Raw genomic sequence first — 24531 nt, forward strand, 5'->3', positions numbered from 1 at the left:
GTGAGGCGCTCGAGCAAGTTGCCCTGGTGGTCCGAGAGCGGTTCGAGCAGGGAGGGATGCCGGCGCTACTGGCGGAGCTGGAGGAGCTGCGCGAGTGGAGATCCAGAACTGACCCCCTGCGGTTCCACGGGGGGTCGGTTCTGGATCTCCGTTGACATCAGTCAGCCGCCGGTGCGCGGTCGGCCCTGGTCTACCGGTGCTTGTCGGGGCCGTGGATGCCGAGGTGGGTGACGATGAAACTGTGGTCGTACTTGACCCCGTACTTGAGGACGCGGTCGAAGCCGAGATGAAACAGGCCGATGACGCCGGCCACGATCAGTGAGTTGTGTTCCCAAGTGCTGCCCGCGACGATCAGGGCGAGAGGCAGCGGTGCGGTGTGCATGAGGTTGTAGACCCAGGCGCCGACTTTCGGGCCGGCGAGGTAGGCGAACCAGGAGAGGTCCGGGACGAGGAACAGCGCGGGAACCAGCCACCATGGTTCGTCGGTCGTGGCGAAGAGCACCAGTGCGGCGATGGCCACGGCAAGACCTTCGACGCGCAGCCAGACCGCGGGCCGGCCGGTGACCACGCCTTGGAAGTCCCGGTCATCGGCGTGCGGCCCGTGCGGGTTGTCCACGGTGGTTGCGGCCGGGACGTCAGTGAGCTCAGGCACGGGTGTTCTCCTGCAGGAACGAGGCGATCAGAGCCACGGTCTGCTCGGGAAACTGGTCGTGCGGGTAGTGACCGGCGCCGTCGACCATCGCGAGCCGGCCGATCCCGGCGGGCAGCGCCGCGACAATGGCCTCGCCCTCGGCCCGCGGGTCGGTCCAGTCGGGGTCGAGGGAGCCTTCGACGATCAGCACCGGGCAGCGCACATCGGCGAGCTTCGCCCCGGCGTCGGCCGGTGAGGTCTTGAGCATCGACTGGAGCGCCTTCATCCGGCCGGGCTCTCGCAGTTCGGCCGCGATGCGGGCCTGCCGCTCGGTCCAGTCGGCGGGCTTGCGGCCCGGGTAGGCGTGGTCGAGGTAGCCGAGCCACTGCGTCACGCTACCCAGCATCGCGCCGGCCATCCGGTAGGCGCCCCGGCGGTACGACCTGTTGCCGAGGTCGCCGAGCTTCATCGCCTGGGCACGGGTGAACGGCGCGATCTCGACGACTCCGGTGATCAGGCCGGGCTCCCGAGCGGCAGCTATGGTGGCGGCGCCCCCGGCGATGGAGTGACCGATCAGCACGGCCGGGCCGCCGAGGTGACGGATCAGGGCGAGCAGGTCGCTAGCGATGTCAGTGCGGGAGTACGACGGCCACGCCGCGGCCGACTCGCCGCAGCCGCGCAGGTCGGCCGCGGCGACCCGGTATCCGGCCGCGACCAGCTGCGGCGCGACGAACCGGTAGGCCGCGCGGCTCTGCCCCATGCCGTGGGCGAGCACCACCAGCGGACCGTCACCGGCCACCTCGTACGCGATGCGACCGCCGTCGACGGTCAGGTAGTGGGTCTGCTGGTTGAGGGGCATGATCATGGTCGTCTCCTGGCGCGTTGAGATGAATCCGGATACAAGATTGTCTCCCGGTCCAAAATTGCTTCCGGGTTCAAGTCTGCACTCGGGTACACTTACGGACTGGAGTACACTTGTCAAGTCGGAAGAGAGTAGATCTCGATCATGAAGAACGGAACTTCAGCAGCCCCCGAGTCACCGCCGCAGGATCGCCGCGCACGTCAGCGGGAGCGGCGCCGCGCCGAGTTGTACGACGTCGCCCTAGCACTGTTCGTCGAGAAGACGTATGAGGGAACGACGATGGAGGACATCGCCGAGCGGGCAGACGTCGCCCGGACCACGGTCTTCAACCACTTCCCCCGCAAGGTCGCCTTCCTGCAGGAATGGGCCGTCCGCCGCCGCGAGAAGGCCATCAAAGCCGCCTACGCCGCGGGCCCGGACTCGTCCGCCCGGGAGATCCTGGTGCGGTACTTCACCGAGATGGGCCAGCTCAGCGACGCGTCCCGGCCGGAGAGCGTGGCCGTGATCCTCGGGTCGGTGCACTCGACGAACATCTGGCAGCGCTCGCCGCTCGCCGTCGAGTTCGCCGGCATCATCAGCGGGGCACAGCAGAAAGGCGAGATCGACCCGGCCGTCAACGCGGACCGGGTGGGCCTGCTCCTGTCCTCGTCGTACTACGTCATCCTCACCGCATGGGCCGCCGAAGAGCCGGCGCCCTTCGACCTCACCGCGGAGATGATCGGAACCGTCGACCTCATCCTCAACGGAGTCCTGCCCCGACGAGACAGAACCTCTAGCGGCTGAACGACTCGATCTCGGTGGTGATACCGCCGACGGGGGTTTCACCGGTGAGCACGGGCAGACCGCGTTCGTCTGAGCGGCTTGGAAGAAGTGCTCAGCGCGGTGGTCAAGGAAGAGTGGCGCGACTGACGGGAACGCTGTCGCACGGGTGGGAGAGGTGCGACCGCTGACGCTTGCTGGCCGATCTGGAACGCGCCGGGTGGCCCGCCACGTTGCTCGCCCAGCGTCTGACGCTGCATCCGCGCACGATCGCCGAAATCCGCTTCGCCCGCCGGACACGGATCCATCTCGACCTCGACGTCCGTGTCCGCGAGCTCCATCGGCACCTGATCCCGCTCGACCCGGTCCGCGAGGGCGTACGTGCCATCGACGCCGCAGCGCCGGGTCGCGTAGGCCGGAGCACTCCGGGTCCGGTTCGACCTCGTCGACGACGTTCGAGGCTGACCGCAGCGGCGGTGTCACAGCTGGTAGAGGTACGGTGCCGGCGGCCCCGTGGGAGGCCGCCGAACGCCTAGACCATCAAGGCGACGTGGTGACCAACGGGTGAGCCGTCGGCGAGACCACCCACCGTCAGGGCTTTGGTCAAAGCCTGAGCCCTGACGGTGGCGCAGCATGTGCGCAGGTCTCACCACCACGGAACAGGAATTTGTAGTGTTCGCTCCTATGGGTCTGCTGCAGGTTTGGGTGACAGGTTTGACCTGCCCCACCTCTCAGGTTCCAGTTCTGCTGGCTAACTGACGGCCTTCACGAAAGGCTGCCGGACATGCCCCGCGCCTATCCCGCTGAGTTCCGCGCCCGCGCCGTCGCGTTGGTGCGGGCAGGAAAAGAACAGAAGCAGACCGCCGTTGACCTCGGCATCCATCCGGTCACGTTGTCGAAGTGGTTGCGCCAGGACGACATCGATAGCGGCCGGCGCCCTGGCAGGGTCTCGGAGGAGTCTGCAGAGCTGCGAGCAGCGCGGCGACGAATCCGCGAGCTGGAAACCGAGCTCGAGATCGTCCGCAAGGCCGCCAGGTTCCTCGGCGAGGACAAGCCGGTACCAAAAGGGTCTACCCGGTGATCGACCGTCTCGTCGATGCCGGGGCACCAGTCGACCGATGCTGCCGGATCCTGGGGGTCGCCCGGCAGAACTACTACAAACACAAGCGCACCCCGACCACACGCGGCAGCTGCGACGGGAGTGGCTGACCGGGCTGATCCGGGAGGTCCACGTCGCCTCGCGCGGCACCTACGGCTACCGCCGCGTCCACGCCGAGCTCACCCTGGGCATGGGCATCCAGGTGTGCTCGCGGACCGTGGGCGACGTTCCCACCGGACGGCGAGGCGCGTGAACTGGTGCAGCAGGGCGAAGGTCTGCTCCACGACGTAGCGGAGCTTGCCCAGGCCTTGGATGTCGGGTTGGCCTTTGCGGGAGACGACCGGCAAGATCCCGCGTTGGCGCAGCTCCGTGCGGTTCGGATTGCTGTCGTAGCCCTTGTCGCCGAGTAGTGGATCGGGGCGCTTGCGGGGGTGACCCATGCGGCCAGCGACCGGCGGGACGCCGTCGACGAGGGCGAGGTTCTGTGTGACGTCGTTGACGTTGGCCGCGGTGGTGATGACCTTGAGCGGGATGCCGCCGCCGTCGCTGATCAGGTGGTGCTTGCTTCCCGTTTTGCGGCGATCGACGGGCGACGGGCCCGTCGCGGGACCCCCTTTTTCGCGCGTACATGGGAGGTGTCCACGCACGCGCGAATGTTCGGGCCAGGGTGGCAGGATCGGCCCGACCATTGCCCACAACTCGTCGTCTACGACCCACGGCTTGACGCTCACGCCCTCACGAACGGCTCAATCGTCGAACCGGTTACGGCTGACCTGCGCCATCCCACATGATCGTGTTACGAGCTCTTAGGGTCCGTCCGAGCCCGACTGCCGACCCGTCTGAACCACGCCGCCTCCACCCGCCCGGGCCACCCGGAATGCGCCGCCATAGCGGCGAGCGCACGGTGGCTTATGTGTGCAGCAGGGCTCGCCATTGTTCGTACAGCCCTCGCGCCGTGATGCAGGCCCCCACCATGTGCCAAGTGAAGTGGGGGCCTGCTTCACATGATGCAGAGGAGCGGGTGAGTGCGAGAACGCTTCGTCTCCCTACCCGAACACACTCCCGCGGGTCTCGCAGGCCAGATCCGTTGCGAAGAATCGGGTGTTTGACCTGTTTCAGTAAGTATCGGGGGTCATCCACCGCGCCATGGAGTCAACCCAGCCGAGCAAACCCAACCAGATCGGGGAACTCAAGCGTCCCACCCATACGCCATGGATGGTCACCCTTTCGCCTCATATGTCCATCAGGTCCGCCAACCTCATTCCGGTACACGAGGTTTCACGGCGGCCATTCGGACGCCGGCACCCTAGGCACTGCCATTCCGGACATCTATCACTAGAACGGGCTGCTTTAGTCAAGGTCAAGGGTAAACCAAGAAGAACTAAAGGTTAACCATTGACCAACACTTCTCCGGTCTGACAGGATCCGGGTCGTCAAAGAGGCGCTGGGTTCGCTCGCCCGCGCTAGGGGGGAGCTTTGTGCTGCGTTCCATGAGGAGCAGCGAGCCGTTCGCAACAGAATTCAACATTCATTGCGAAGCCCTGTGGGTACCACACCGCGCCTGATTGACAATCGCGTTGCCAGGCCCGGTTGCGCTCGACTCTCGCGACAGCGCACGGGGTATTCCTACAGGAAGGATGGACCGATGCGCTCCATAGGAATAAAGCGCAAGGTGCTACTCACCCTTACTGTCGCCGTTGCGGCTCTGGTCGGGGGGACGACTGTGGCTCAGGCTCACGGGACGTACGACTACCTCTGGACGAGTCGCTGGTACGACGCTTCGGTCGGCATGCGATCTCGGTGGTGGGACGACTCAAAGTTCACTGAGATCATGTACGTCAACTGCAGCTCCTCTGCGAAGACGTATACAGATGTCGAACTGTTCCGCGGTATCAATAACTGGCCGGACGAGAGTCGGGGCGCCAAGCGTTACACCGCCTGCTTCGGCGGATACATGCACCACAGCGACGGCGAGTGGTACGATCTTCCGTCCGCGACATATCAGTTCGAAGTCAGCGCTATCGGCGGCAGCAACTGGTTGGACGTCGAGACGGTGCTGGTCGACAACACAGAAGCCGACTAATAACACGTAGGGCAGTGTGACGGCCTGGCGGCCAGCTGTGCTCGCCAGGCCGCGCATCCCGTTAGCAAGGATTGGCAAGCGTGAGACTGGCGACAAGGCTCCGAACGTCATCCGCTTTGCGAGTCGCCCCGTTTGCGCTCGCCCTTCCACTTTTCTACTACGTTGATGGATCAGGAAATCCGCCGTTTAATGCATACGGTTATGCTCCCACGGTGCTGTCTTATGCGCTGGCGTTTTGCTACTCGTTTGCGTACGCAGTCGCGTCCGCACTCGGCGCGTGGGAGGCCGGCTCACTCAGACAGGGCGGCATCTGGGAGCTGGCGCCCTTCAGATCGCGTACTGCAATCGCGGCGGAGTCCCTGGCTCCGGTTGTCGGCCTTGCGTGGCTGATGATGCTCACACCGGCCGGCCTTGCACTGATTGATGCAGGCGTGTGGCCCAGCCCGGTAAGCCTGGGCCCGCTGGCAGTTGGCCTGATGGTCTCCATCGGTCACGCGGTAATCGGGTTCTGCGTCGGAATGAAGGTGCCTCGGACGATTTGCGCTCCGCTGTTGGCTGTGACGGTGTGGATCCTGGTGGCGTTCTCCCGGGCCGTTGATGTTCCGTGGCCACGACACTTGTCCGGGCAGCAGACGGAACCACTGATGTTCGGCGAGACCTTTTCCTTCGCAGCCTTGTGGCCCCACGTGGCCTTCACTGGGAGCCTTGCACTGGCTGCTTGTGTGCTGTGGATGCGCAGGCGGGCCGTTGCTCTTGTCGTTGCGGCTGCGGTCGCGCTGCTCGGGACCATCAGCGCATGGGCAGCAGTCAAGGATTGGGACTTCAATCCGAAACTGAATACGCAACAAGTTTCAACGCGTTGCATCTCCGGCGGTTCTGGCAGTGCTCTGTCGGTGTGTATGCCGTCAGTTACCTCGGCCGCGCTGCCCAACGCCCGAAGTGAGACGCTTAAGGTGCTGCAAGATTTTGATGCTGCCGGAGTTCCTCGGCATCCCGACTTCGTAACAGACACTCTCGCCGATGGACGCTTCAGTATTCCCTCCACGGATAAAGCGTGGCGCGTGCCCCTCACTGAAGCCGCGGAGCAGGGTAATCTGCGTTTTGAAATCACCCTCAGGGCAATCGGCTTTACTTGCTCCAGGCCAGACCCGGACCTTCGTCGCTTGAGCATGGCCTGGGCTGCCCACGTCACGGGGACGACGGACGACTGGGAAAAACTGCGACTTCGCATTAAGGGCCCCACCGAGCATCAGATGCAGCGTATCTACAAGCTGCCCCGTCAGACGCAAGCTTCCTGGTTCAACCGCACAGTCCTCAGTGCTTGCCAGGGGTGACTTCTATGTGGTGGTGGATCAAGGCGCGCCGCGCACACAGTATTCTATTCGCGGGATTCTTGGTGACACTGACGATGGGTCTAACCCTCGGTGGAACTGTCGTCGAGCTTCCCTCACTCGTCAGCGTCGGCTATCCTGCGATTCTTAGCATGTTTGCCCCAATTCCTGTCGTCTCCGCCCTGGCAATGTCCCTCGATTCGCGTATTGCCTCCGCAGAGGCCAGCGGTATTCGCGAAGTGAGATTCTTGGACGGAACTCTTATTTTTGCAACCGTCTTGGGTATTCTCGGAGTCGGGCTGCTCGCATCTTCCGAAACGATTGCAGCAGTGGGCCGCAACACCGCCTTCCTGGTCGGGCTGTTGCTGGTTGCCAGGCCCTTTGGGCAGTTGGCGGTAATGGCACCTGTCGCGTGGATCATGCTTGTCGTATTTATCAGCCGTCCGCCTCCCAATCCTTCTCTGTGGTCCATCCTTCCGGAAGAGGCTGCTGCACCCCACGCCGCTGCAGCCGCTGCCGCCATGTTCGTGTCGGGTACCAGTGTCCTTTTGTTTCCCCGGGAGTATCGTTGAGCCTCGTCATGTCTTCGTGCACATACGCTTACCGTCGGTGGCAGCGACCCGTTTTGGATCGGCTCGACTATCGCCTCCCCGATGGGCTGACGATCTTGCTCGGCCCGAATGGCGCAGGTAAGTCAACGCTTCTGAGGCTCGCAGCATCCGTCACCCGCCCCGATTCAGGAAAGGTCTCGTACGGCGACATCTCTTCGACGGTGCGTGACTATCGGCGGCATGTGGCATGGATGCCGCAAACCATCACAGCCATGCCCTCTCTCACCGCTCGCGAATATGTGGCCTACTGCGGTTGGCTCAAGGGAATGAACCGCTCCGATGCCTGGCTTCGCGCCGCAACCGCCCTGAAGAAGGTCGAGTTGAGCGATCGGGCGTCGGTCAAGACGACACGACTGTCGGGCGGACAACTTCGTCGCGTGGGAGTTGCAGCCGCAATCGTGCACGAGGCGCGGGTACTTCTCCTCGACGAACCCACCGCCGGCATGGACCCGCGGCAACGGCGTGTCTTCTACAACCAAATCAGGGCATTGACCGGCGAGGTAGCCGTCATGATCTCAACTCACGACATTATGGATCTTGCGGAAGACGCCGGTCACGTCACGGTCCTGACGAAAGGGACGATCGTCCATTCCGGCACCACTGAGAGCTTCCTGAAGCAGGCTCCAGAGGGCGCTCCGGACGGGCGGCGAGCTGAAGCTGCCTACACCGCCCTCGTGGACAGTGAAGGTTGATCCGTGCCTGGGGGATCGCGATCGGACCCTGCCGTCTGCCGGGTCAGTCGTGCGCGGCTTTGCCGGTCACCCGGTGGTCGGCGTAGCTGAGGCCTTCCATCACCAGGCGCCGCAGGTGCCCGTCGCGGAGGCTGTAGTACACGTGCTGGCCCTCGCGGCGCGTCTCCACCAGGCCCGCCAGGCGCAGTTTCGCCAAGTGCTGGCTCACGCCGGTTCGCGAGGCTCCGCAGCGTTCACTCAAGGAGCCGACGTCCGACTCCTCCTGCGCCAGTAGCCATACGTCAGACCCGTCAAGCAGCCAGTAGGCCCGGCATCTCCTGCCGTCGCTGCTGAAGCGGAGGGTGATCGAACCGAGCCATCCACTGGCCGTCGCGCCGGTCACGTCCGCTGGAGTGGTGTATCGACGGCCGGATACACCTGCCGTCCGGCGCTACGACGGGAGGCAGCCTCATCCGCCGCTACGACAGCGGCACGCGAACCCCACTGCATCACAGCCCCCTTGGCCCAGTCGCATCGACCGATCTCGTCGTCACCGGTCCGGGACGATCTTCGTCCATCTCGTCCTCGTGCGGGTACATCCACACGGCTGCGCAGATGAGCATTCAGGAACACCCCCCGCTGATTCGGAAGCACACGGTACAGCGGAGTTTGATCAATGGCCATCGCCCGACGACCCCCCTCCGTAGGTCGCAGGGGACTCCACACCCCCAGGACATCGCCGGCACCGGCCGGTCTCTGTCGTGTCACCGCTCGGCCGGGATCGCTGCCCTTGCCGTCCGGCCGGGCAGGTCGACGTCCAGTCCCACCCGTCGCTCCACTTGTGCGTGGACGAGCGCGGCGAGACCAAGTACGAAGACGAGGGACACCGTCATCGAAGGCAGTAGTTCCAGCCCCGGTACTGCCTTGAGCAGTCCCTTGGCCAAGGGGATGCCGATGCTCTGGTGGTCGGGACCGAGCAGGTACGGCATCCGCTTCACGACGATCACACGACGCAAAACAGGGGATCACCACCCCGCTCAAGCGGCAGGCACGGGTGACGCCCGCAGGGTTGGGCCCCTACTCGAGCACCTTGCCGTCGGCGGACACGTCCTGCATCAACTCTGCGATGTCGGTGGGGACGGGCGGGACGGCTTCCCGGCGCACCCCGGTCACCGGCGACCACACCAGGTTGACCGTCAGGTCCGGGTCGGGATCGGGGTAATCGGACCGGTTGTGGCAGCCCCGCGTCTCCCGCCGCTCCAAAGCGCACTCCAGTGTCGCGCGAGCGGCGAGCACGGTGGACCGGAGGTTGAAGGCGAACGCGAGGTCCTGGAAGCCGCTGATGTCGACGTGCACACCCACGTCCGCCATCCGCGCTTCGATCTCGTCGAGACCGGCGAGCCCGGCGGCGAGCCCGGCCTCGTCCCGTACGACACCGGCGTGCTTCGTCATCAGGTGCCGCACCGAGCGTTGCAGCCCGCGGACGTTCTGGTCGCCGTCAGCGGCCAGAAGCCGGTTCACCTCCGCCTCCGCGGCACGGATCGCCCCCAGCGACCGTTGCTGGCCGGTGAGCCCGGCCGAGTACGCTGCCGCGGCCCGGCCGGCGATCCGGCCGTAGACGAGCAGTTCGATCAGCGGGTTTCCCTCCAACCGGTTCGCGCCGTGCAGTCCACTGGCGGCCTCCCCGATCACGAAGAGCCCGTTGACATCGGTGCCGTGGTCCTCAGGCCGGACCCAGACGCCGCCCATCGAGTAGTGGGCGGTCGGTGCGACCTCGATCGGATCGCGGGTGACGTCCATCTGCAGGTCCAGCAGGGTCCGGTGCACCCGCGGCAGCCGGGTCAGGACCGTCTCGCGCGGCAGGTGGGACAGGTCGAGCCACACACCGCCGGCCTGGGTTCCGCGACCCTCCTTGATCTCGGTGTAGGACGCCAGCGCGACCCGGTCCCTGCTGGAGAGCTCCATCCGCTCGGGGTCGTAGCGCGTCATGAACCGCTCACCGAGGTTGTTGAGCAGGACGCCGCCCTCGCCGCGCGCAGCATCGCTGACGAGGGTGCCGGCCGCGTTCTCCGGATTGATCAGCCCTGAGGGGTGGAACTGCACCAGTTCGGCGTCACGCAGCCGGGCACCGGCCTCGACGGCCAGGCGGAGGGAGTCACCGGTGTTCTCGTCGCGACGCGACGACGCACGCCGCCAGATGCGTGTGTGCCCTCCGGTTGCCAGAATCACGGCGTCGGCGTGCACGACATAGCGCGAGCCGTCGACGAGGTCGAATCCGTAGGCACCGAACACCGTCTCGTCGTCGACCAGCAGTCGGGTGACGTACAGGTTCGACAGGATGGGGATGGCGAGCCGGTTCGCGTGTTCGCGGAGCACCCGCTGCACCTCCGAGCCGGGGGAGTGGCCGGCGAGCGAGGTGCGTCGGTACGCGGGGGCGCCGACGTGGCGCTGAGCGATCCGGCCGTCGCCATGGCGGTCGAAACGCATGCCGTAGCGCTCCAAGTCGTGGATCCCCCGCGCGGCGTGGCGGGTCACGAGCAGCACGGTGCGTGGGTCGGCCAGCAAGTGGCTCTCCCGCAACGTGTCAGCCGCATGCTGCTCCCACGTGCCGGCGGGGCCGGAGGGGGCCAGCGCCGCGTTGATGCCACCGGATGCCAGGACGGTGTGGGCGTCGTCGGCCGCGCGCTTGCCCACCGCGATGACCGCGACACCGGCCTCGGCGACCTCGATGGCCGCTCGAAGGCCTGACCCACCGGTTCCCACCACGAGAACGGACGTCGCGAGCTGGTGTCCGGGCGATGACATGGAACCTCCTGGGACAGCGGACGGGCGATAGGCAGTGCCTGACCCGATAGGGGAGCCGTCCGTGACAGCCCCGGGAATCTTTTCGCTGTGGAGTAAGTCACACGCTTTGCCATCCCTTGCCCGGCATGACGGCGCCGTGATGCGATGCGGCGGCCCCGGGCGCGCCCCCTGCAGGTACTGCTACTGGTCGCGAGCGTTCAATCCAGTCTCCCACGCTTCACAATAGTGTGACACGGAAAGTGTGAGAATGGCGGTCGCCGCAGGTATGGTTTCGACGGTCGTCCCGACAACCGTCGTGGGAGCCGTCCCAGGAACCTCTAGGAGTCGCATCGCATGACCGCCAGCCCGCTTCCCGTCCTGGTTGGCAGGCATCGCGAGTGTGTGGCAATCGACGACCTGCTGGCCGGCCTGCGCAAAGGTGAGTCCCGAGTATGGGTGATCCGTGGCGAAGCAGGCATCGGAAAGTCGGTGCTCCTGGAGTACGCGGCCACCCAGGCGTCGCGGGTGACGGTGACCCGCGCGCGAGGCATCGAAGCCGACATGGAGCTGCCCTACGCGAGCCTGCACCAACTGTGTGCGCCGTTCCTGACCGAGGTCGAAGCGTTGCCGGGACCCCAGCGCGATGCCCTCCGCGTGGCATTCGGGATGGCGGCCGGAGACCCGCCCGACCGCTTCCTGGTCGGCCTCGCCGTGCTGACCCTCCTCACCCGCGCCTCGGAGACCCGACCGGTGCTCGTCGTGGTCGACGACGCCCACTGGCTGGACCAGGTCTCCCTGCAGACACTGGAGTTCGTGGCCCGGCGGCTCCTCGCCGAGGCAGTCGCGATGACGTTCGCGGTACGGGACCCCGAGGGGCGGGCCGCACTGGTCGGCCTGCCGGAGATGCGGATCGGCGGTCTCGACGCCGCCGCGGCGGGAGAGCTCCTCGAGGCCGCCGTCGGTGGGCGGCTGGAGAAGCGGGTCCGGGACCGGTTCGTGGCCGAGATGCACGGCAACCCACTCGCGCTGCTCGAGTTCTCCCGCGGCCGTAGCGCCGCCGATCTGGCATACGGGCTGGACTCGAGTTCCCCGGGTGTCCCAGGTGCGGTGTCGAGCCGGATCGAACGGGACTTCGCCAGCCGGCTCGGTTCGCTGCCGGCGCCGACCCGGACGCTGCTGCTGATCGCCGCGGCGGAACCGGTCGGTGACGCGCGCCTGCTGGTTCGCGCAGCCGCCTCCTTGAAGATCACTCCCGATGCGGCACCGGCCAAGGCGGCCGGCCTGATCGCGTTCGGCGAGTCCGTCCGGTTCCGGCACCCGCTGGTCCGTTCGGCGGTCTACCACCAGGCCGACCCCGAAGAACGCCGCGCGGTGCACCGGGCGCTGGCTGAGGCCACGGACCCGGTCCTGGATCCCGACCGGCGCGCCTGGCATGCCGCGCAGGCTGTCGACGGGCCGGACGAGGAGGTCGCCGCAGGTCTTGAGCAGGCAGCGGGCCGAGCGCGGCAGCGGGGCGGCATGGCGGCCGAGGCGGTGCTGCTGGAGCGCGCGGCCGAGGTGACGCCGGACCCTTGGTCCCGGGGACGCCGTGCTCTCGCGGCCGCCGAGGCGCACTTCTCGGCCGCTTCCCCTGACCGCGCCACCGAGCAGGCGACGCTGGCCGAATTGAGTCCGCTCAGCCCCTTGGACCGCGCCCGCTTGGCGCGCCTGCGTGCCAGGATCCTCTTCGCCCGCAGCCGCAGCGACGAAGCGGCACCGCTGCTCCTCGACGCCGCCGCACAGTTCACCGCTGCCGGATCGCCTCTGGCGGGGGAGACCTACCTCGAGGCGATCAGCGCGACCATCTTCGCAGGAAGGGTCCACGGTCCGGCCGGTGCCCAGGCCGCGGCGATCGCGGCCCGCGGGTCCGGGGCGCCCCCCTCGGGGTCCAGCGCCGCCGACCTGCTCCTGGACGGTGTGGCCACGCTCCTCGCGGACGACCACCAGGCCGGTGGCCGGGCGCTGCGCCGCGCGCTGGAGCCTCTCGCGCAGGAGGACGTCAGCACCCGCGAGGCGACGATGCGTTGGCTCCTCCTGGCCCCGGTCGCGCTGGAGGCGTTCATCCACTACGCCTGGGACCTGGGTGCGTGGGACACGCTCTCCACTCGTGCGGTGCGCCTGGCACGCGACATCGGCGCGCTCGGCGCGCTGCCCCCGGCACTGATCTACGCCGGCGGGGTGCACATCCACACCGGCGAATTCGCCGAGGCGGAACGGATGATCGACGAAGCCGACGCGATCGCCGCCGCGACCGGCCACGCCCCGCACAAATACGCGACGCTCGTCCTGGCCGCGTGGCGAGGCGACGAGGGCGTTGCGGCCTCCTTCATCGATGAGGCCAAGGAGAGGGCCACGCAACGTGGCGAGGTGTCCCTCCTGGGCGTCGCGGGCTACATCCAAGGCGTGCTCTTCAACGGCCTGGCACGCTACGACCAGGCCCTGGTGGCGGCTCGTTCGGGCATCGAGCACGACGGGTTCAACTTCACCGGCCTGTCGCTGGTCGAACACGTCGAGGCCGCGACCCGGTGCGGCGAGCTCGACCAGGCCCGGGCCTCGCTCGCCCGGCTGGTCGAGCTCACCCGCGCCGCCGATTCCGGCTGGGCCCGTGGCGTCACCGCGCGCAGCCGAGCTCTCCTCACCGACGGCGACGAGGCCGATGGGCTGTACCGGAGCGCGATAGAGGAGCTCGGCCGCGACCGCGTGGTCGTGGCCGTGGAGGTGGCACGCACCCACCTGCTGTACGGCGAGTGGCTGCGCCGGAGCCGCCGCCGTTCACTGGCCCGGGAGCACCTTCGCACGGCCCACGAGATGTTCGGCGGAATGGGGGCGAAGGCGTTCGCCGAGCGGGCCCGCCGCGAGCTGCTCGCCACCGGCGAGCACGTCCGGGTGCGGGAATCCCAGCCGGAGAGCGCCCTGACCCCACAGGAGTCGCAGATCGCGACCCTCGCCGCCGCCGGAATGACGAACCCGAAGATCGGTGCGGAGCTGTTCATCAGCCCGCACACCGTGGAGTGGCACCTGCGGAAGGTGTACACGAAGCTCGGGATCAACTCACGCCGCGCGCTGCCGGGTGCCCTCACGAAGGCCCCCGCCACGGACACCAAGGGCGCGGGCACGGTGCGATCCGGCTGAGATCCGGTGCGGGACCCACGGGGTCCCTACGGACTCGACCACGGACTTCCAGGGCGCGGTGAGCGGTGCCGCGAACCGAGGGTGGAGGCATCGCCCTCGATGGGCGCTGTCCACGAAGAGGAGCCCTCAATGTCCGCGCCCGGCCTGGAGACGACCACGCCGACCGAACCCCCGGTCGCCCGGTCGGCCCTGGACGACCTGGACGACCTGGACGTCGCACTCGACATCTTCCTGGCCCAGCGGACGCGACTGTTCCGCATCGCCTACCACGTTCTCGGCGACGTCTCCGGAGCCGAGGACGTGGTCCAGGAGATATGGGTGCGCTGGCAGCGCACCCACCGCACGAAGATCGAGAATCCGGCCGCGTTCCTGACCGCCGCCACGACCCGACTGGCGATCAACGTCATCCAGTCCGCGCGACACCGACACGAAACCCCGACCGAGTGGCAGTTGGTCGACCGCGTCGACCGGGCCGCCCAGGATCCCCTGCTGCGTGCCGAGCAAGCCGCGGCGATCAAAGAGGCCTTGGCCCTGCTCATGGCGAAGCTGACGCCGGACGCACTGGCCGCCTACGTGCTGCGCAAGGGCTTCGACTACACCTATGCCGAGCTTGCGGGGGTGCTTCGGACCAACGCCCCGAACGCACGGCAACTGGTCCACCGCGCGCAGGCCCGCCTGCAGAGTGATCGCAAGCGGCCGGTCCCCACCGACTCGCACCGTCGCCTCGTCGCCGCCTTCCAGACCGCGGCTGTCACCGGTGACCTCGAAGACCTCACACAACTGCTCGCCCCCGACGGTCATCCGCACCGCTTGCCGTCGCCGGCCCCTCAGCGGTCTCCTCTGGGCCACCGGCCGGCCTGACGCGCTGCGTGGGGCGGCCGACCTGGTCGGCCGGACGTTTTGCGCCGAGTGTTGACCGGTCAAGACATCCGATGTTCACTTCCTTTGACGCGGCCATGCCGATGTCGTGGTGTACCCGCACGCCGTACCTCCGTTTGTTGTGGGCGCTTCGAGGGCGAACAGCCCTCGTGCGCCTTGCTTTGGTCATTCGGTTACATGTCCCGATCGGCGCACCGCTTCTCCATGCCCTCGTACGGCACGGGGAAGCGAGTGCGTCGAAGAAGCAGTCCGGCCAAGTCATCCGATCAATCAAGCTCGATGTCGACCGGTCACGCTCCAGCCCCGCGCTGTCCGGCACCGGCCGTCACCCCCACGACCAGCAGGGAGGGCATTCGATGAGACTGCGCAGACTCGTGCGAGCCGCGCTCGCAGCCGTCTGCATCATGACCGCGACCGCCGTCGGCCTCTCGGCCCCGGCCGCGGCGGCACCGACCGACGCCGCGTTCGACTCCGCCACCGGAGCCCTGAACGTGGATCGCGCCGCCTACCTGTCCAAGCACGACCTCGTCTACAACCGGCCCACCACCAACCCGCTGCACGGACTCACCGTCGGCAACGGCCGTACGGGTGCGATGGCCTGGCAGAACAACGGGCTGACCATGCAGGTGTCCGGTGTGGACACCTCGCAGCAGACGGCGTTCGGCGCCGGCCTGCTCAACCTGTCCACGACCCCGGCGCTCGAGAGCGGCTACAGCACCTACCGGCAACGCCTGTCGCTCTACGACGGCACCCTGACCACCACGTACGACGCCAATCGCACGGTGACGGTGATGGGCGTGCCGAACTCCGAGGTCATGGGCGTGCACGTCGAGGACTCGCGTTCCGGGGTCTCCGCGATCAACCTCGACCTGGGCCTGTGGGACGTCTCACAACTGGGCAACAGCGGGGACGTGCCCGACCTCAACACCTGGAAGACGGTCTCGACGTACGCCGACTCCACGGGCGCCGGAATCAGCCGCGGCCAGTCCGACCCGCAGAACTTCGGCTACACCCTCGCGGCCACGGTGGAGGGAGCGGCCTACAGCACACGCGTCGTCGACGGACGGACCGTCCGCCTGTCGATCACCCCCTCGCGCAGCTACACCATCTGGTTCACCGCCAGCACCCGGCTCAACGCGCCCTCCCACGACTCGGTGGCCGAGGCGAAGCGCGCGCTGGCATCGGCCAAGAGCCGCGGTTACAGCGCGACGCTCGGCGACTTCAAGGCCTGGTGGTACGACTTCTGGGGCAAGTCGTTCGTGCAGTACTCGGGGCTGTCCGGGGACGCGGACTACCTGGAGAACGTCTACTACCTGAGCACGTACATGATCGCCGCCGGTGGATACGGCACCAATCCGTTCCACTTCATCAACGGCGTGTTCCGCGCCACCGGTGACCAGACCAAGTGGAGCAACGCCTACTGGTTCTGGAACCAGCGCGACGTCTACAACTCCTTCCTCGCCTCCAACCACGTCGACCTGCTGGCCGGCTTCAACCGCCTCTACAGCCGCAACTCGGCGGCGCTGAAGGCGTACACCCGGACCCGCTACAACGTCGACGGGCTGTGGGTGCCGGAGACCATGGGCTGGGACGGCAACGCCCGGGGCACCGTCAACAGCGACTTCACGAAGAACATCTGGTCGACGGGCACCGAGGCCGCGTACAACATGTACCTCCAGTACGCGTACACCAACGACACCGCCTACCTGCGGGACACCGCGTACCCCTTCATGCGGGACGTGGTGAAGTTCTACGCCGCGAAGCTCTCCTACGACTCCACGTCCGGCAAGTACCACGTGGCGAGTTCGCACGCGCACGAGACGTACTGGAACGTACCGAACGCGATCACCGACCTCGCGGCGGTGCGCACCCTGTTCCCCCTCGCGATCCGCGCGTCCCAGTCCCTGGGCCTGGACGCCGACCTGCGCCCGCAGTGGCAGCGGATCGTGGACAACCTGATCGCCTACCCGTCCACCACGGACGTCTACCTGCCGCACACCCCGCCGCTCGCGCAGACCCGCAACGGGGAGAACGTCGCGGCCGAGATCATCTGGCCCTACGACCGGACCGGCATCGGCTTCCCGGACCAGCAGAAGGCCGTGAGCACCTTCAACGCACGTCCCTTCCCGTACGGCAACGTCTGGGCCAACGACGCCGTGCAGGCGGCCCGGCTGGGACTGGGGGACCAGGCGTACCAGGGCATGAAGACGATGCTCCGCAAGTACCAGACCTACCCCAACGGCATGACCGACAACACCAACGGCGTCTTCGAGTACCTCGGGGTGCACCTCGCCGCCCTCAACGAGTCGCTGCTCCAGTCCTACAACGACAAGATCCGGGTCTTCCCCGCGGTGCCGAGCGACTCCTCGTTCGCGGGGCGTTTCACCCTGCTGGCCAAGGGCGGTTTCACGGTCAGTTCGGAGCGCGAGGCCGGCGAGGTGAAGTACATCGGCATCAAGAGCCTGTACGGCAACACCACGCGCATCGTGAACCCGTGGGGGAGCCAGCAGGTCAGGGTACGTGACGTCTCCGGCGGCACGACCGCGCTCACCACGAGCGCGGCCGAGTTCGACCTCCCCACGGTCGCCGGAAGGGTGTACGTGGTGGAGCGCACCGCCAAGCCGCTGTCCTCCTACACCCCCGTACGGCTCACCGGATCCGCGAACCAGGGGGAGAAGGCCCTGAGCGGCACCACCTCCACGCTGGGCATGTCCCAGACCCCCAACCCCATGGTGAACAACACCCAGTTGACCTACGACAGCAACTGGTACGCGACCAGCGGGCGGGGCTACGGCGACTACAACGACGACACCCACCACAGCACGACGGTGAACGCCGTGGCCCAGTACACCTTCACCGGTACGGGAGTCGCCTACCTCTCCGAACGCAACGGCGACATGGGACCGGTCGACGTCTACCTCGACGGCGCCTTCCAGGCGACCGTGGACCTGCGGGTCTCCGGCGCGCGGCAGGTGCAGCAGACCGTCTGGCAACGCAGCGGCCTGACCCGGGGAACGCACACCATCCGCATCGTCAACCGCAGCACCTCGGTGGGGATGGTGGACGCCCTGCGCATCACGCCGTAGAGCGTCCGTGGACCGGGGGCGGGACGCGCCCCGGTCGGGTTCCATGGGCTGGGCCGATGTCGGGCCGGGCCCATGGAACCGCACGGAGCGTCCTGGCATCGCCGACGTCCCTTGGTGCGTCCGCGGGGCGCCGCCGGTACGGTGGCCCCATGTCGGCCTTCCGGACGCCTCAAGTGATTCTGTTCAGTGATGATCTCCCGCGGGCCGTTGCCTTCTACGTCCGGCTGGGATTCACCGAGACGTTCCGTGTGCCCATGGAGGGCGAGCCGATTCACGTCGATCTCAGCCTGGACGGATACAAGATCGGCATCGCCTCCGCCGCCTCCACCCGCGATGACCACGGCCTTGACCCGCTTGTCCACGGCCAGCGCGCGGCCGTCGTCCTCTGGACGGACGATACGACCGCGGCCTACGACGCTCTTGTCGCGGACGGAGCACCCGCCCTGGCGCCCCCGCATGCCTGGCTGGATCGGCTGCTGATCGCCTGGACGGCTGACCCCGACGGCAACCCCGTACAGATTGCGCAGTCCGTGGCGCGACCGGCCGCAGGTCAGAACCCGGACGGGCCGTCTTAATGCAGCGCATCGTGTACCCACCCGGCCACCCCAAGGCCACTGCATTCGGGCCTGCTCTTCGCCTGGGGCGTGGCGTCCGCCGACTCAGGCGGCGACGCCGCGCTTGTCCATGGAGTCCTCGACGATGCGCAGCCCTTCCAAGCCCGGCAGCTTCGCGATGTGCGAGTCGACGTCGCGGACGAGCCTGCGGCCCTCGGCGCCTGCGAAGAGGTGGGTCATGACGTGCGTGACCTCGCTCTCGGGCATGACGCCGGAGCCGACCGGGCCCCAGGCCTTCTCGAGCGCGAACCGGGCGACCACACGGGCCTTCTTGCTCGCCGCGAGCCGGTCACGGGCCTGCGACGCGTAGAACGCGACGTGCTTCGTCTCCTGCTGCGCGATCCGCTTCAGCAGCGGCACCAGAACCGGGTGGCTCTCCAGCGCCGCGAGCCGGTGGTACGCAGCGTGCGCCGACCACTCGTTCGCCGCACCCCACGCCATGTGCACCGCGACGAAGTCATGTCCGATGAGGCGGCTCATCGCCGTCTGCTTCACCGTCCCCAAGCGGTCCTTCCAGCCGAGCTTCAGACGGGTCGCCTTGAGCTCGTCGAAGTCGAGGCGGACGCCGTGGCGCTCGAGCACGGCCGCGAGCGCTTCGCCGTGCCAGAACTCCTCGCGGTTCCACATCGTCATGAACGTGCCCACCGCGGGCTCGTTGTGGGACGGGGTCGTCAGCAGATCACGCATGTAGCAGACCGTGTGGTACTCGATGTCGCACATGTAGCGCAGCGTGCGCAGCGTCCCCTCGGGCAACGGGTTGCGCTCGAACTCGTCGAAGTCGAGGTCGGACCACTGCACCCCGGTGGAGTTCTTGGCGTACTTGTCTATGTCGAAAGCCATCAGGCACTCTCCTCTTCGGTCCGCGCCGTATCCGTCACCCGTGCAGCGATGACCTCGCTGCGCGCACCCGAACCGCCCCTCTTCCAGCGGTGGATGTCCCAGTTCCTCTTGTGCGACTCGCGCGCCAGTTCGGCGTCGGGGTTGATCGCCGAAGGCTTGCCCAGCAAGGACAGCCACGCCAGGTCGCAGTGGCTGTCGCCGTAGCCGTAGGACGCCGCGAGGTCGTAGCCGCCCTCCTCGGCGTACCGCAGGAGCCACGCGGCCCTCGCCTCGTCGACGAGCGGCGGCTTCGCGAGGTAGCCGGTGAGCACACCGTCCTTCGCGTGCATGGAGCTGCCGACGACCTCGTCGAACAGGCCGGCGAGCGGAGCGGCGAGCAGGCCGATGGAGCCGGTGACCAGGACGGTGCGGTGACCCGCCGCACGGTGCTCGCGGATGCGCGCCAGGGCGTCCGCACTCGTGTGCCGCAGCATCGTGTCGGCGTACCCGCGCCGCACGACCTCCTCGAGACGGGCGACGGGCAGGCCGCGGTAGCGGCGCAGGAACGCCCGGATGAACTCGCCGCGGTCGCGCTTCTCGGCGCGGAGGTAGCCGGGCAGCGAGGCGAGCAGGTCCGCGGCCTCCTTCGGCCAGGCCGCCTTGCGGAAGCCCGAGGTACGCACCCAGAGGTACTGCTCGACGATGTTGGAGTCGACGACGGTCCGTTCGAGGTCGAAGACGGCGAGCACGTCGGTACGCTCCGGCAGCGCGGGTTTCGGGCGGGCGTTCGCCGGCCGGGCGCCCGCGGCCTTCCGGCGGCGGTGGGCCGCTGTCAGCTCGCTCAGGGAGGGGAGGTGCACCTTCTGCAGGTACTCCTCCCAGTCGATCCGCTCCACATCGAAGCCACGGTCCTCGCGCACCTCGGCCGGAAGGGCGTTGTTCAGCGCGCGGGCGTTGCGGTCGTCGAAGATGATCTCGGTCTGTACATAGGCGCGGTAGAGGTCGGTGAAGTTGCCGAGGGTGGCGATGCCGGCGCGCAGCTTGGCGTTCTCGGCCGCCAGGGCGCGCTTGCGCTCGTCGTTCGGCATCAGCCGCAGAGCGGCGTCCCAGAGGTCGGCCTTCTTCTTCGCCAGCAGAAGACGTCGGTTGAACCTCCGCTCGCCCGCGAACTTCCAGGTCGGCACCTTGACGAAACCGTCGTCCTTGGGCAGCGGGTGCTGCATGTAGTAGTCGCGTACGTTCTCGTACATGCGGTGGAAGGGCAGCGGATTCGATGCGCCCGAGGCGATGTGGAAGTACGTCGGCTGGTCGACGGGGGTCGGGTTGGCCGCCGCGGCGAGGATGGCGTTGACGACGAAGTCGACGGGGATGACGTCGAGGATCGAGTCGGGCAGCCCCGGGAAGTCCGGCAGCTGGCCGCGGCCGTAGGCGAAGATCAGCGGATCGGCGACCTTGAAGCCGTCGATCCAGCCGGGGAACGGATGCTCCAGGGCGCTCTCGATGATCGCGGGCCGGACCACCGAAAGCCGGTGTCCGGCCTCGCCCCACAGGTCTTCCGCGGCACGTTCCGCGAGTGCCTTCGTCAGTGTGTAGACGTCGGTCCACCCCAGGCTCTGGGCGCGCCGCCGGCCGGCGTCGACGAGGTGGGAACGCACCCACTCACGCCGCGCGTCCTCGCTCGCGCGGGCCGCCGCGATCGGGCCCTCCTTGCCGTGGTCGCCGCGGGCGCGGGACATGAACCGTTCGAGCCGCGCCGGTTCCCGCGAGGTGAGCTCGGTGCGCTCGTGGGCCTGTGTCGCGGAGCGCCACTCGGCGCGCCAGTCGACGTCGTGCTCGAGCCTGGCCTCGGGCACCACACCGCGGCGGAGTCCCCCGACGTAGCAGGTCGACACGTGGACGACGTGCGGGTCCGATCCGGAGGCGAGCAGGGCCTGGTAGAGGCTCACGGCACCGTGGACGTTCGTGTCGAACGCCTCGTGGATGGGCGGGTCGAACGAGACGGTCGACGCCGAGTGGATCACGACGTCGAGGTCGGAAGGCAGCTCGGGAATGCTGGTCATGCTGCCGTCGAGCACGGTGATCCGCTCACGGACGACGCGCTCGGCCTCTTCGGCCCCCACGGCGTCCCGCCAGCGTCCGAACACGGGTTTGCGCAGCAGTCGCCGGAGCCGGTCCTGCCCGGTCCGTGTGCCCTTCCCGCGCACGAGGAGCGAGATGTGGGTGGCGGGGTGATCGGTGAGCAGCCGCTCGAGGACGGCTTGCCCGACGAAGCCGGTCGCGCCGGTGAGCAGGACGTGCGCGTTGCCGAGTTCGGTCTTCGCGGTGTGCGGCGTCACGGAAGGAGCCTCGATTCCACGGTGGATGCGACACCGGGACCGATGCCGGGGAGCGCGGCGACCATCGCGCGGATCCGGCCCGCCTCGGCCCTTCCGCTCTGGTCGCCGAAGACATGGCGTTCGAAGAAGGTGCGCTCGTGCCGGGAGCGATCGACCGAGCCGAGGGGCCAGGCGGAGTGCCGGAGGGCGCGACGGGTGATGCGCTGGGCGCGGACCGAGCGCCGGAGCCGCAGCTCCGCCTCCTCGGCGAGGAAGTGGATGTGACGCTGCTTGATCTCCGTGATGGGGTCGGTGATCGACGCCATGGCGGGGGACACGTCGGCCAGACGCCGGTAGGCCGCCTGTGTGATCCATTCGTCCACGAGGCTCGTCGTCACGTGTTCGGCGACGATCTGCGTACCGGTGATGTTGGCGATGAGGGAGCGACGGATCGGGCCACGGCGCTCGCGCCGTTCCGCCAGTAGCCGCCGGGCCGGCCCGGCGGTCGAAGGCAGGCCGCGGGCGGCCGGGGAGGCATCCAGGACGGCGTCGAGGGCGTCGGCGATCCAGAATCGCTCGAACATCCACGTGGTGAGGAACGCGGTGACCCGGGCGTCCTTGTGCGTCGCCGTCACGAGGAGGTCGCGTACGCGGTGCAGCGTCGCGCGTTCCATGTCGCGCAGCGCGCGAACGAGCCGGACGGATTCGGCGTCGAGCGGCTCTTCGGCGAGCGACCCGAGGTCGAGCCTTCCGCGGTGGCTGCCGTGTGCCGTGCGGGCGAATTCACGCACGTCGAAGCCCGCTGTCCCGGGTGGCGCGGTCGTCGCCTCGTCGTTTGAGTTCATGCGCGGGCTTTCTGGGGCCGGAGGAGGGGCAACTCTGGAGCGGCCCCGGAACGCGCGAAAGGCTGTCGGGGGCTATGACGTCCGACCGGGAAACCCGCGCATGTGTGACAGCCGGCCGGGTTCCGCTACGTGGCGGACGGTGCGAGCCAGGGGATGATTGAGGGCAAACCCGCTCGATCGTGACGGATGGCGTTCTGCCGGTGTCGAGGCCTTTCACCCTGCGTCTCGTCCGCATGAGCACGTGCAGAAGTTCGTGTCACAGGGTTGATGCGTGCCCGGTCGTACGTGATGAGCCGGGAAACGAAGGGTGCGTCAGGCGCGAGGAGTCAGCCATCGGCTGCTGCCGCGCCCGATGGCATGGACCCGCTCGCCACCCCATGTGAACGCTACGAGCGGGGAGTCCGGATGCCGAGCAGATGGCATATGAAACTATGCTGAGCCGTACGGGAGTCGCACTTGTCACCGGTGCGACGTCGGGTATCGGAGCAGCGTTCGCGCGCGCCCTGGCGGACCGCGGCTGGGACCTCGTCCTGGTGGCGCGCGACAGGGAGCGGCTCGGCCGCATGGCGGTCGAGCTCGGTTCCCGGGGCCGTGCCGTCGAGGTACTGCCCGCCGACCTGTCCGATCGCGCCGACGTCGAAGGTGTCGTCGCGCGACTGGAGGACCCCGCCCGTCCGGTGGACATGCTCGTGAACAACGCCGGTTTCGGCGTGCACGCATCGATCACCTCGGCCGACACCGCTTCCCACGACCGGGCGATCGAGGTCATGGGACGCGCGGTGCTGGTGCTCGCCGGTGCCGCCGGGCGGGCCATGCGCGGACGCGGACAGGGTGCGATCGTCAACGTGTCGAGCACGGCCGGCTTCGTCACGATGGGGAGCTATTCGGCCGTCAAGGCCTTCGTGACCTCGCTCACCGAGGGACTGGCGAACGAACTGCACGGAACGGGCGTCACCGTGACCGCGCTGTGTCCCGGTTGGGTCCGCACGGAATTCCATACCCGGGCCGGAATCCGGTCGTCGAGCATTCCGAACTTCCTCTGGCTCGACGCCGATCGACTCGTGGAGACGAGCCTTCGCGACGTGCGGCGCGGTCGGGTGATCTCCATGCCGAGCCTCCGGTACCGGCTGCTCATCTGGTTCACGCGTCATCTTCCGCGCCACACGGTGCGGTGGATCTCGCGACGGATCTCGTCCAGCCGCAACGACTCTCGCACGCACTGAAAGAAATGGTGCGGGCGAGCCCGCACGGGAAGGAAGCGGATGCCCGCGACGATGCGCGACCGTTTCACCTCACGCTCTCACGCTGCGGCGCGATTCGTCGCGCAACGGGGGCTGCTGAAGCCCGTCGTGTGGAGTGTGACCAGCGTCACGGTACTCGGGCGCGAGTGCCTGGAAAAGGTCGAGGACGCGTATGTGGTCGTCGCCAACCACACGTCCCACCTCGACACGCCGCTCATCATGGGTGCGCTGCCCCGCCGCTTGGCGCGATACCTCGCGGTGGGAGCCGCCGCCGACTACTTCTTCGACGTGTGGCGGCGGCGCGGCCTCACGGCCCTCTTCTTCAACGCCTTCCCGGTCGACCGCACCGGAGCGAGCGCGCGCAGAGTGAGCGCCAGGGCCCTGCTGAACCGGGGAGTGCCGCTCCTGATCTTCCCCGAGGGCACCCGCTCGCGCGACGGATCGCTCGGGGCGTTCAAGCCCGGGGCGGCGGCGCTCGCCTCGTCGGCCGAGGTGCCGGTGCTCCCCGTCGCGGTCATCGGGGCGTACGCGGCGCATCCCCGCGGATCGAATTGGCCCAAACCGGGCCGCCTGCCGGTCGGGGTGGTCTTCGGTGAACCGCTCACTGCCCTTCCCGGAGAGTCGGTGGACGAGTTCAGCGAACGCATCCGCTCCGCGATCGTCAGCCTGGCCGAGAAGAACTCCGACCGGATCCTCGGCGCCCACGCCACCTCACGTCGTCCTATCTGAA

At 67.9% G+C, this 24531-nt stretch carries 19 protein-coding genes and 2 pseudogenes; 12 read left to right on the top strand and 9 right to left on the bottom strand.

Translation table 11 applies throughout. The features are described 5' to 3' along the window. Positions 1-190: 190 nt before the first annotated feature. Together ACFYYN_RS18375 and ACFYYN_RS18380 are read right to left on the bottom strand one after the other, a co-directional pair. Positions 191-652 carry a DUF4260 domain-containing protein gene (locus ACFYYN_RS18375; protein ID WP_500546630.1) on the bottom strand — a complete coding sequence of 154 codons (462 nt, stop codon included), beginning with the start codon at positions 650-652 and terminating at the stop codon, positions 191-193. Next, complete coding sequence (locus tag ACFYYN_RS18380) at positions 645-1496, bottom strand: alpha/beta fold hydrolase (protein WP_500546631.1); 852 nt, start codon at positions 1494-1496, stop codon at positions 645-647. Before ACFYYN_RS18380 ends, ACFYYN_RS18375 begins: the two co-directional genes overlap by 8 nt. 141 nt (positions 1497-1637) lie before the next feature. On the opposite strand from ACFYYN_RS18380, the gene ACFYYN_RS18385 reads away from it, so the two are divergent. Together ACFYYN_RS18385 and ACFYYN_RS18390 are read left to right on the top strand one after the other, a co-directional pair. After that, complete coding sequence (locus ACFYYN_RS18385; RefSeq protein WP_500546632.1) at positions 1638-2276, top strand: TetR/AcrR family transcriptional regulator; 639 nt, start codon at positions 1638-1640, stop codon at positions 2274-2276. A 760-nt stretch (positions 2277-3036) separates the two neighbouring features. Beyond that, positions 3037-3586: pseudogene (locus ACFYYN_RS18390) on the top strand (transposase); the annotation flags it as partial. Here ACFYYN_RS18390 and ACFYYN_RS18395 read toward each other — a convergent pair. Next, the gene (locus tag ACFYYN_RS18395; protein ID WP_500546777.1) at positions 3531-4040 is read right to left on the bottom strand and encodes a transposase; all 510 of its coding nucleotides are present in this window, start codon (positions 4038-4040) and stop codon (positions 3531-3533) included. The pseudogene ACFYYN_RS18390 and the gene ACFYYN_RS18395 sit on opposite strands and share 56 nt — an antisense overlap. 1142 nt (positions 4041-5182) lie before the next feature. On the opposite strand from ACFYYN_RS18395, the gene ACFYYN_RS18400 reads away from it, so the two are divergent. The 4 genes from ACFYYN_RS18400 (at position 5183) to ACFYYN_RS18415 (ending at position 8068) form a co-directional block, all read left to right on the top strand. Further along, positions 5183-5434, top strand: a complete 252-nt coding sequence (locus ACFYYN_RS18400; RefSeq protein WP_500546633.1) for a hypothetical protein — start codon at positions 5183-5185, stop codon at positions 5432-5434. 80 nt (positions 5435-5514) lie between these two features. After that, a complete protein-coding gene (locus ACFYYN_RS18405; RefSeq protein WP_500546634.1) occupies positions 5515-6768 on the top strand; it encodes a hypothetical protein in 1254 nt (417 codons plus the stop codon). Positions 6769-6773: 5 nt separating this feature from the next. Next, complete coding sequence (locus tag ACFYYN_RS18410; protein ID WP_500546635.1) at positions 6774-7337, top strand: hypothetical protein; 564 nt, start codon at positions 6774-6776, stop codon at positions 7335-7337. Further along, positions 7334-8068 (top strand): ATP-binding cassette domain-containing protein, encoded by a 735-nt coding sequence (locus ACFYYN_RS18415; protein ID WP_500546636.1) that lies wholly within the window; start codon positions 7334-7336, stop codon positions 8066-8068. Before ACFYYN_RS18410 ends, ACFYYN_RS18415 begins: the two co-directional genes overlap by 4 nt. Positions 8069-8111: 43 nt before the next feature. On the opposite strand, the pseudogene ACFYYN_RS18420 reads toward ACFYYN_RS18415, so the two are convergent. The 3 genes and pseudogenes from ACFYYN_RS18420 to ACFYYN_RS18430 form a co-directional block, all read right to left on the bottom strand. Continuing rightward, positions 8112-8348: pseudogene (locus ACFYYN_RS18420) on the bottom strand (ArsR/SmtB family transcription factor); the annotation flags it as partial. Positions 8349-8811: 463 nt separating this feature from the next. Then, entirely contained in the window at positions 8812-9054 is a 243-nt protein-coding gene (locus ACFYYN_RS18425) for a hypothetical protein (RefSeq protein WP_500546637.1), read from the bottom strand. Positions 9055-9124: 70 nt separating this feature from the next. Continuing rightward, entirely contained in the window at positions 9125-10852 is a 1728-nt protein-coding gene (locus ACFYYN_RS18430; protein ID WP_500546638.1) for an FAD-binding protein, read from the bottom strand. A 333-nt stretch (positions 10853-11185) separates the two neighbouring features. On the opposite strand from ACFYYN_RS18430, the gene ACFYYN_RS18435 reads away from it, so the two are divergent. The 4 genes from ACFYYN_RS18435 to ACFYYN_RS18450 all read left to right on the top strand — a co-directional run bounded on the left by ACFYYN_RS18435 (position 11186) and on the right by ACFYYN_RS18450 (position 18542). Next, a complete protein-coding gene (locus tag ACFYYN_RS18435) occupies positions 11186-14002 on the top strand; it encodes a helix-turn-helix transcriptional regulator (protein ID WP_500546639.1) in 2817 nt (938 codons plus the stop codon). Between the two features lie 129 nt (positions 14003-14131). Beyond that, on the top strand, positions 14132-14863 hold the full coding sequence (locus ACFYYN_RS18440) for a sigma factor (RefSeq protein ID WP_500546640.1): 732 nt from the start codon (positions 14132-14134) through the stop codon (positions 14861-14863). Positions 14864-15237: 374 nt separating this feature from the next. Next, on the top strand, positions 15238-17967 hold the full coding sequence (locus tag ACFYYN_RS18445) for a glycosyl hydrolase family 95 catalytic domain-containing protein (RefSeq protein WP_500546641.1): 2730 nt from the start codon (positions 15238-15240) through the stop codon (positions 17965-17967). Between the two features lie 149 nt (positions 17968-18116). Then, positions 18117-18542 (top strand): VOC family protein, encoded by a 426-nt coding sequence (locus tag ACFYYN_RS18450; RefSeq protein WP_500546642.1) that lies wholly within the window; start codon positions 18117-18119, stop codon positions 18540-18542. Positions 18543-18626: 84 nt separating this feature from the next. Here the strand turns inward: ACFYYN_RS18450 and ACFYYN_RS18455 are convergent, their stop codons facing one another. The 3 genes from ACFYYN_RS18455 to ACFYYN_RS18465 are packed head-to-tail and all read right to left on the bottom strand — an operon-like array spanning position 18627 to position 22560. Further along, positions 18627-19421, bottom strand: a complete 795-nt coding sequence (locus tag ACFYYN_RS18455; RefSeq protein WP_500546643.1) for a ferritin-like domain-containing protein — start codon at positions 19419-19421, stop codon at positions 18627-18629. After that, positions 19421-21736: an SDR family oxidoreductase gene (locus tag ACFYYN_RS18460; RefSeq protein WP_500546644.1), complete on the bottom strand. Its 2316-nt coding sequence runs from the start codon at positions 21734-21736 to the stop codon at positions 19421-19423. The genes ACFYYN_RS18455 and ACFYYN_RS18460 overlap by 1 nt, the downstream gene beginning before the upstream one ends. Continuing rightward, positions 21733-22560, bottom strand: coding sequence for a hypothetical protein (locus ACFYYN_RS18465; protein ID WP_500546645.1), 828 nt, complete (start codon positions 22558-22560; stop codon positions 21733-21735). The genes ACFYYN_RS18460 and ACFYYN_RS18465 overlap by 4 nt, the downstream gene beginning before the upstream one ends. A gap of 431 nt (positions 22561-22991) precedes the next feature. Here ACFYYN_RS18465 and ACFYYN_RS18470 point away from each other — a divergent pair, with 431 nt between their 5' ends. After that, positions 22992-23783, top strand: a complete 792-nt coding sequence (locus ACFYYN_RS18470; RefSeq protein WP_500546646.1) for an SDR family NAD(P)-dependent oxidoreductase — start codon at positions 22992-22994, stop codon at positions 23781-23783. A gap of 135 nt (positions 23784-23918) precedes the next feature. After that, on the top strand, positions 23919-24530 hold the full coding sequence (locus ACFYYN_RS18475) for a lysophospholipid acyltransferase family protein (RefSeq protein WP_500546647.1): 612 nt from the start codon (positions 23919-23921) through the stop codon (positions 24528-24530). Position 24531: the final 1 nt, after the last annotated feature.

The sequence above is a fragment of the Streptomyces sp. NPDC001902 genome (assembly GCF_042891295.1).
Classification (GTDB): domain Bacteria; phylum Actinomycetota; class Actinomycetes; order Streptomycetales; family Streptomycetaceae; genus Actinacidiphila.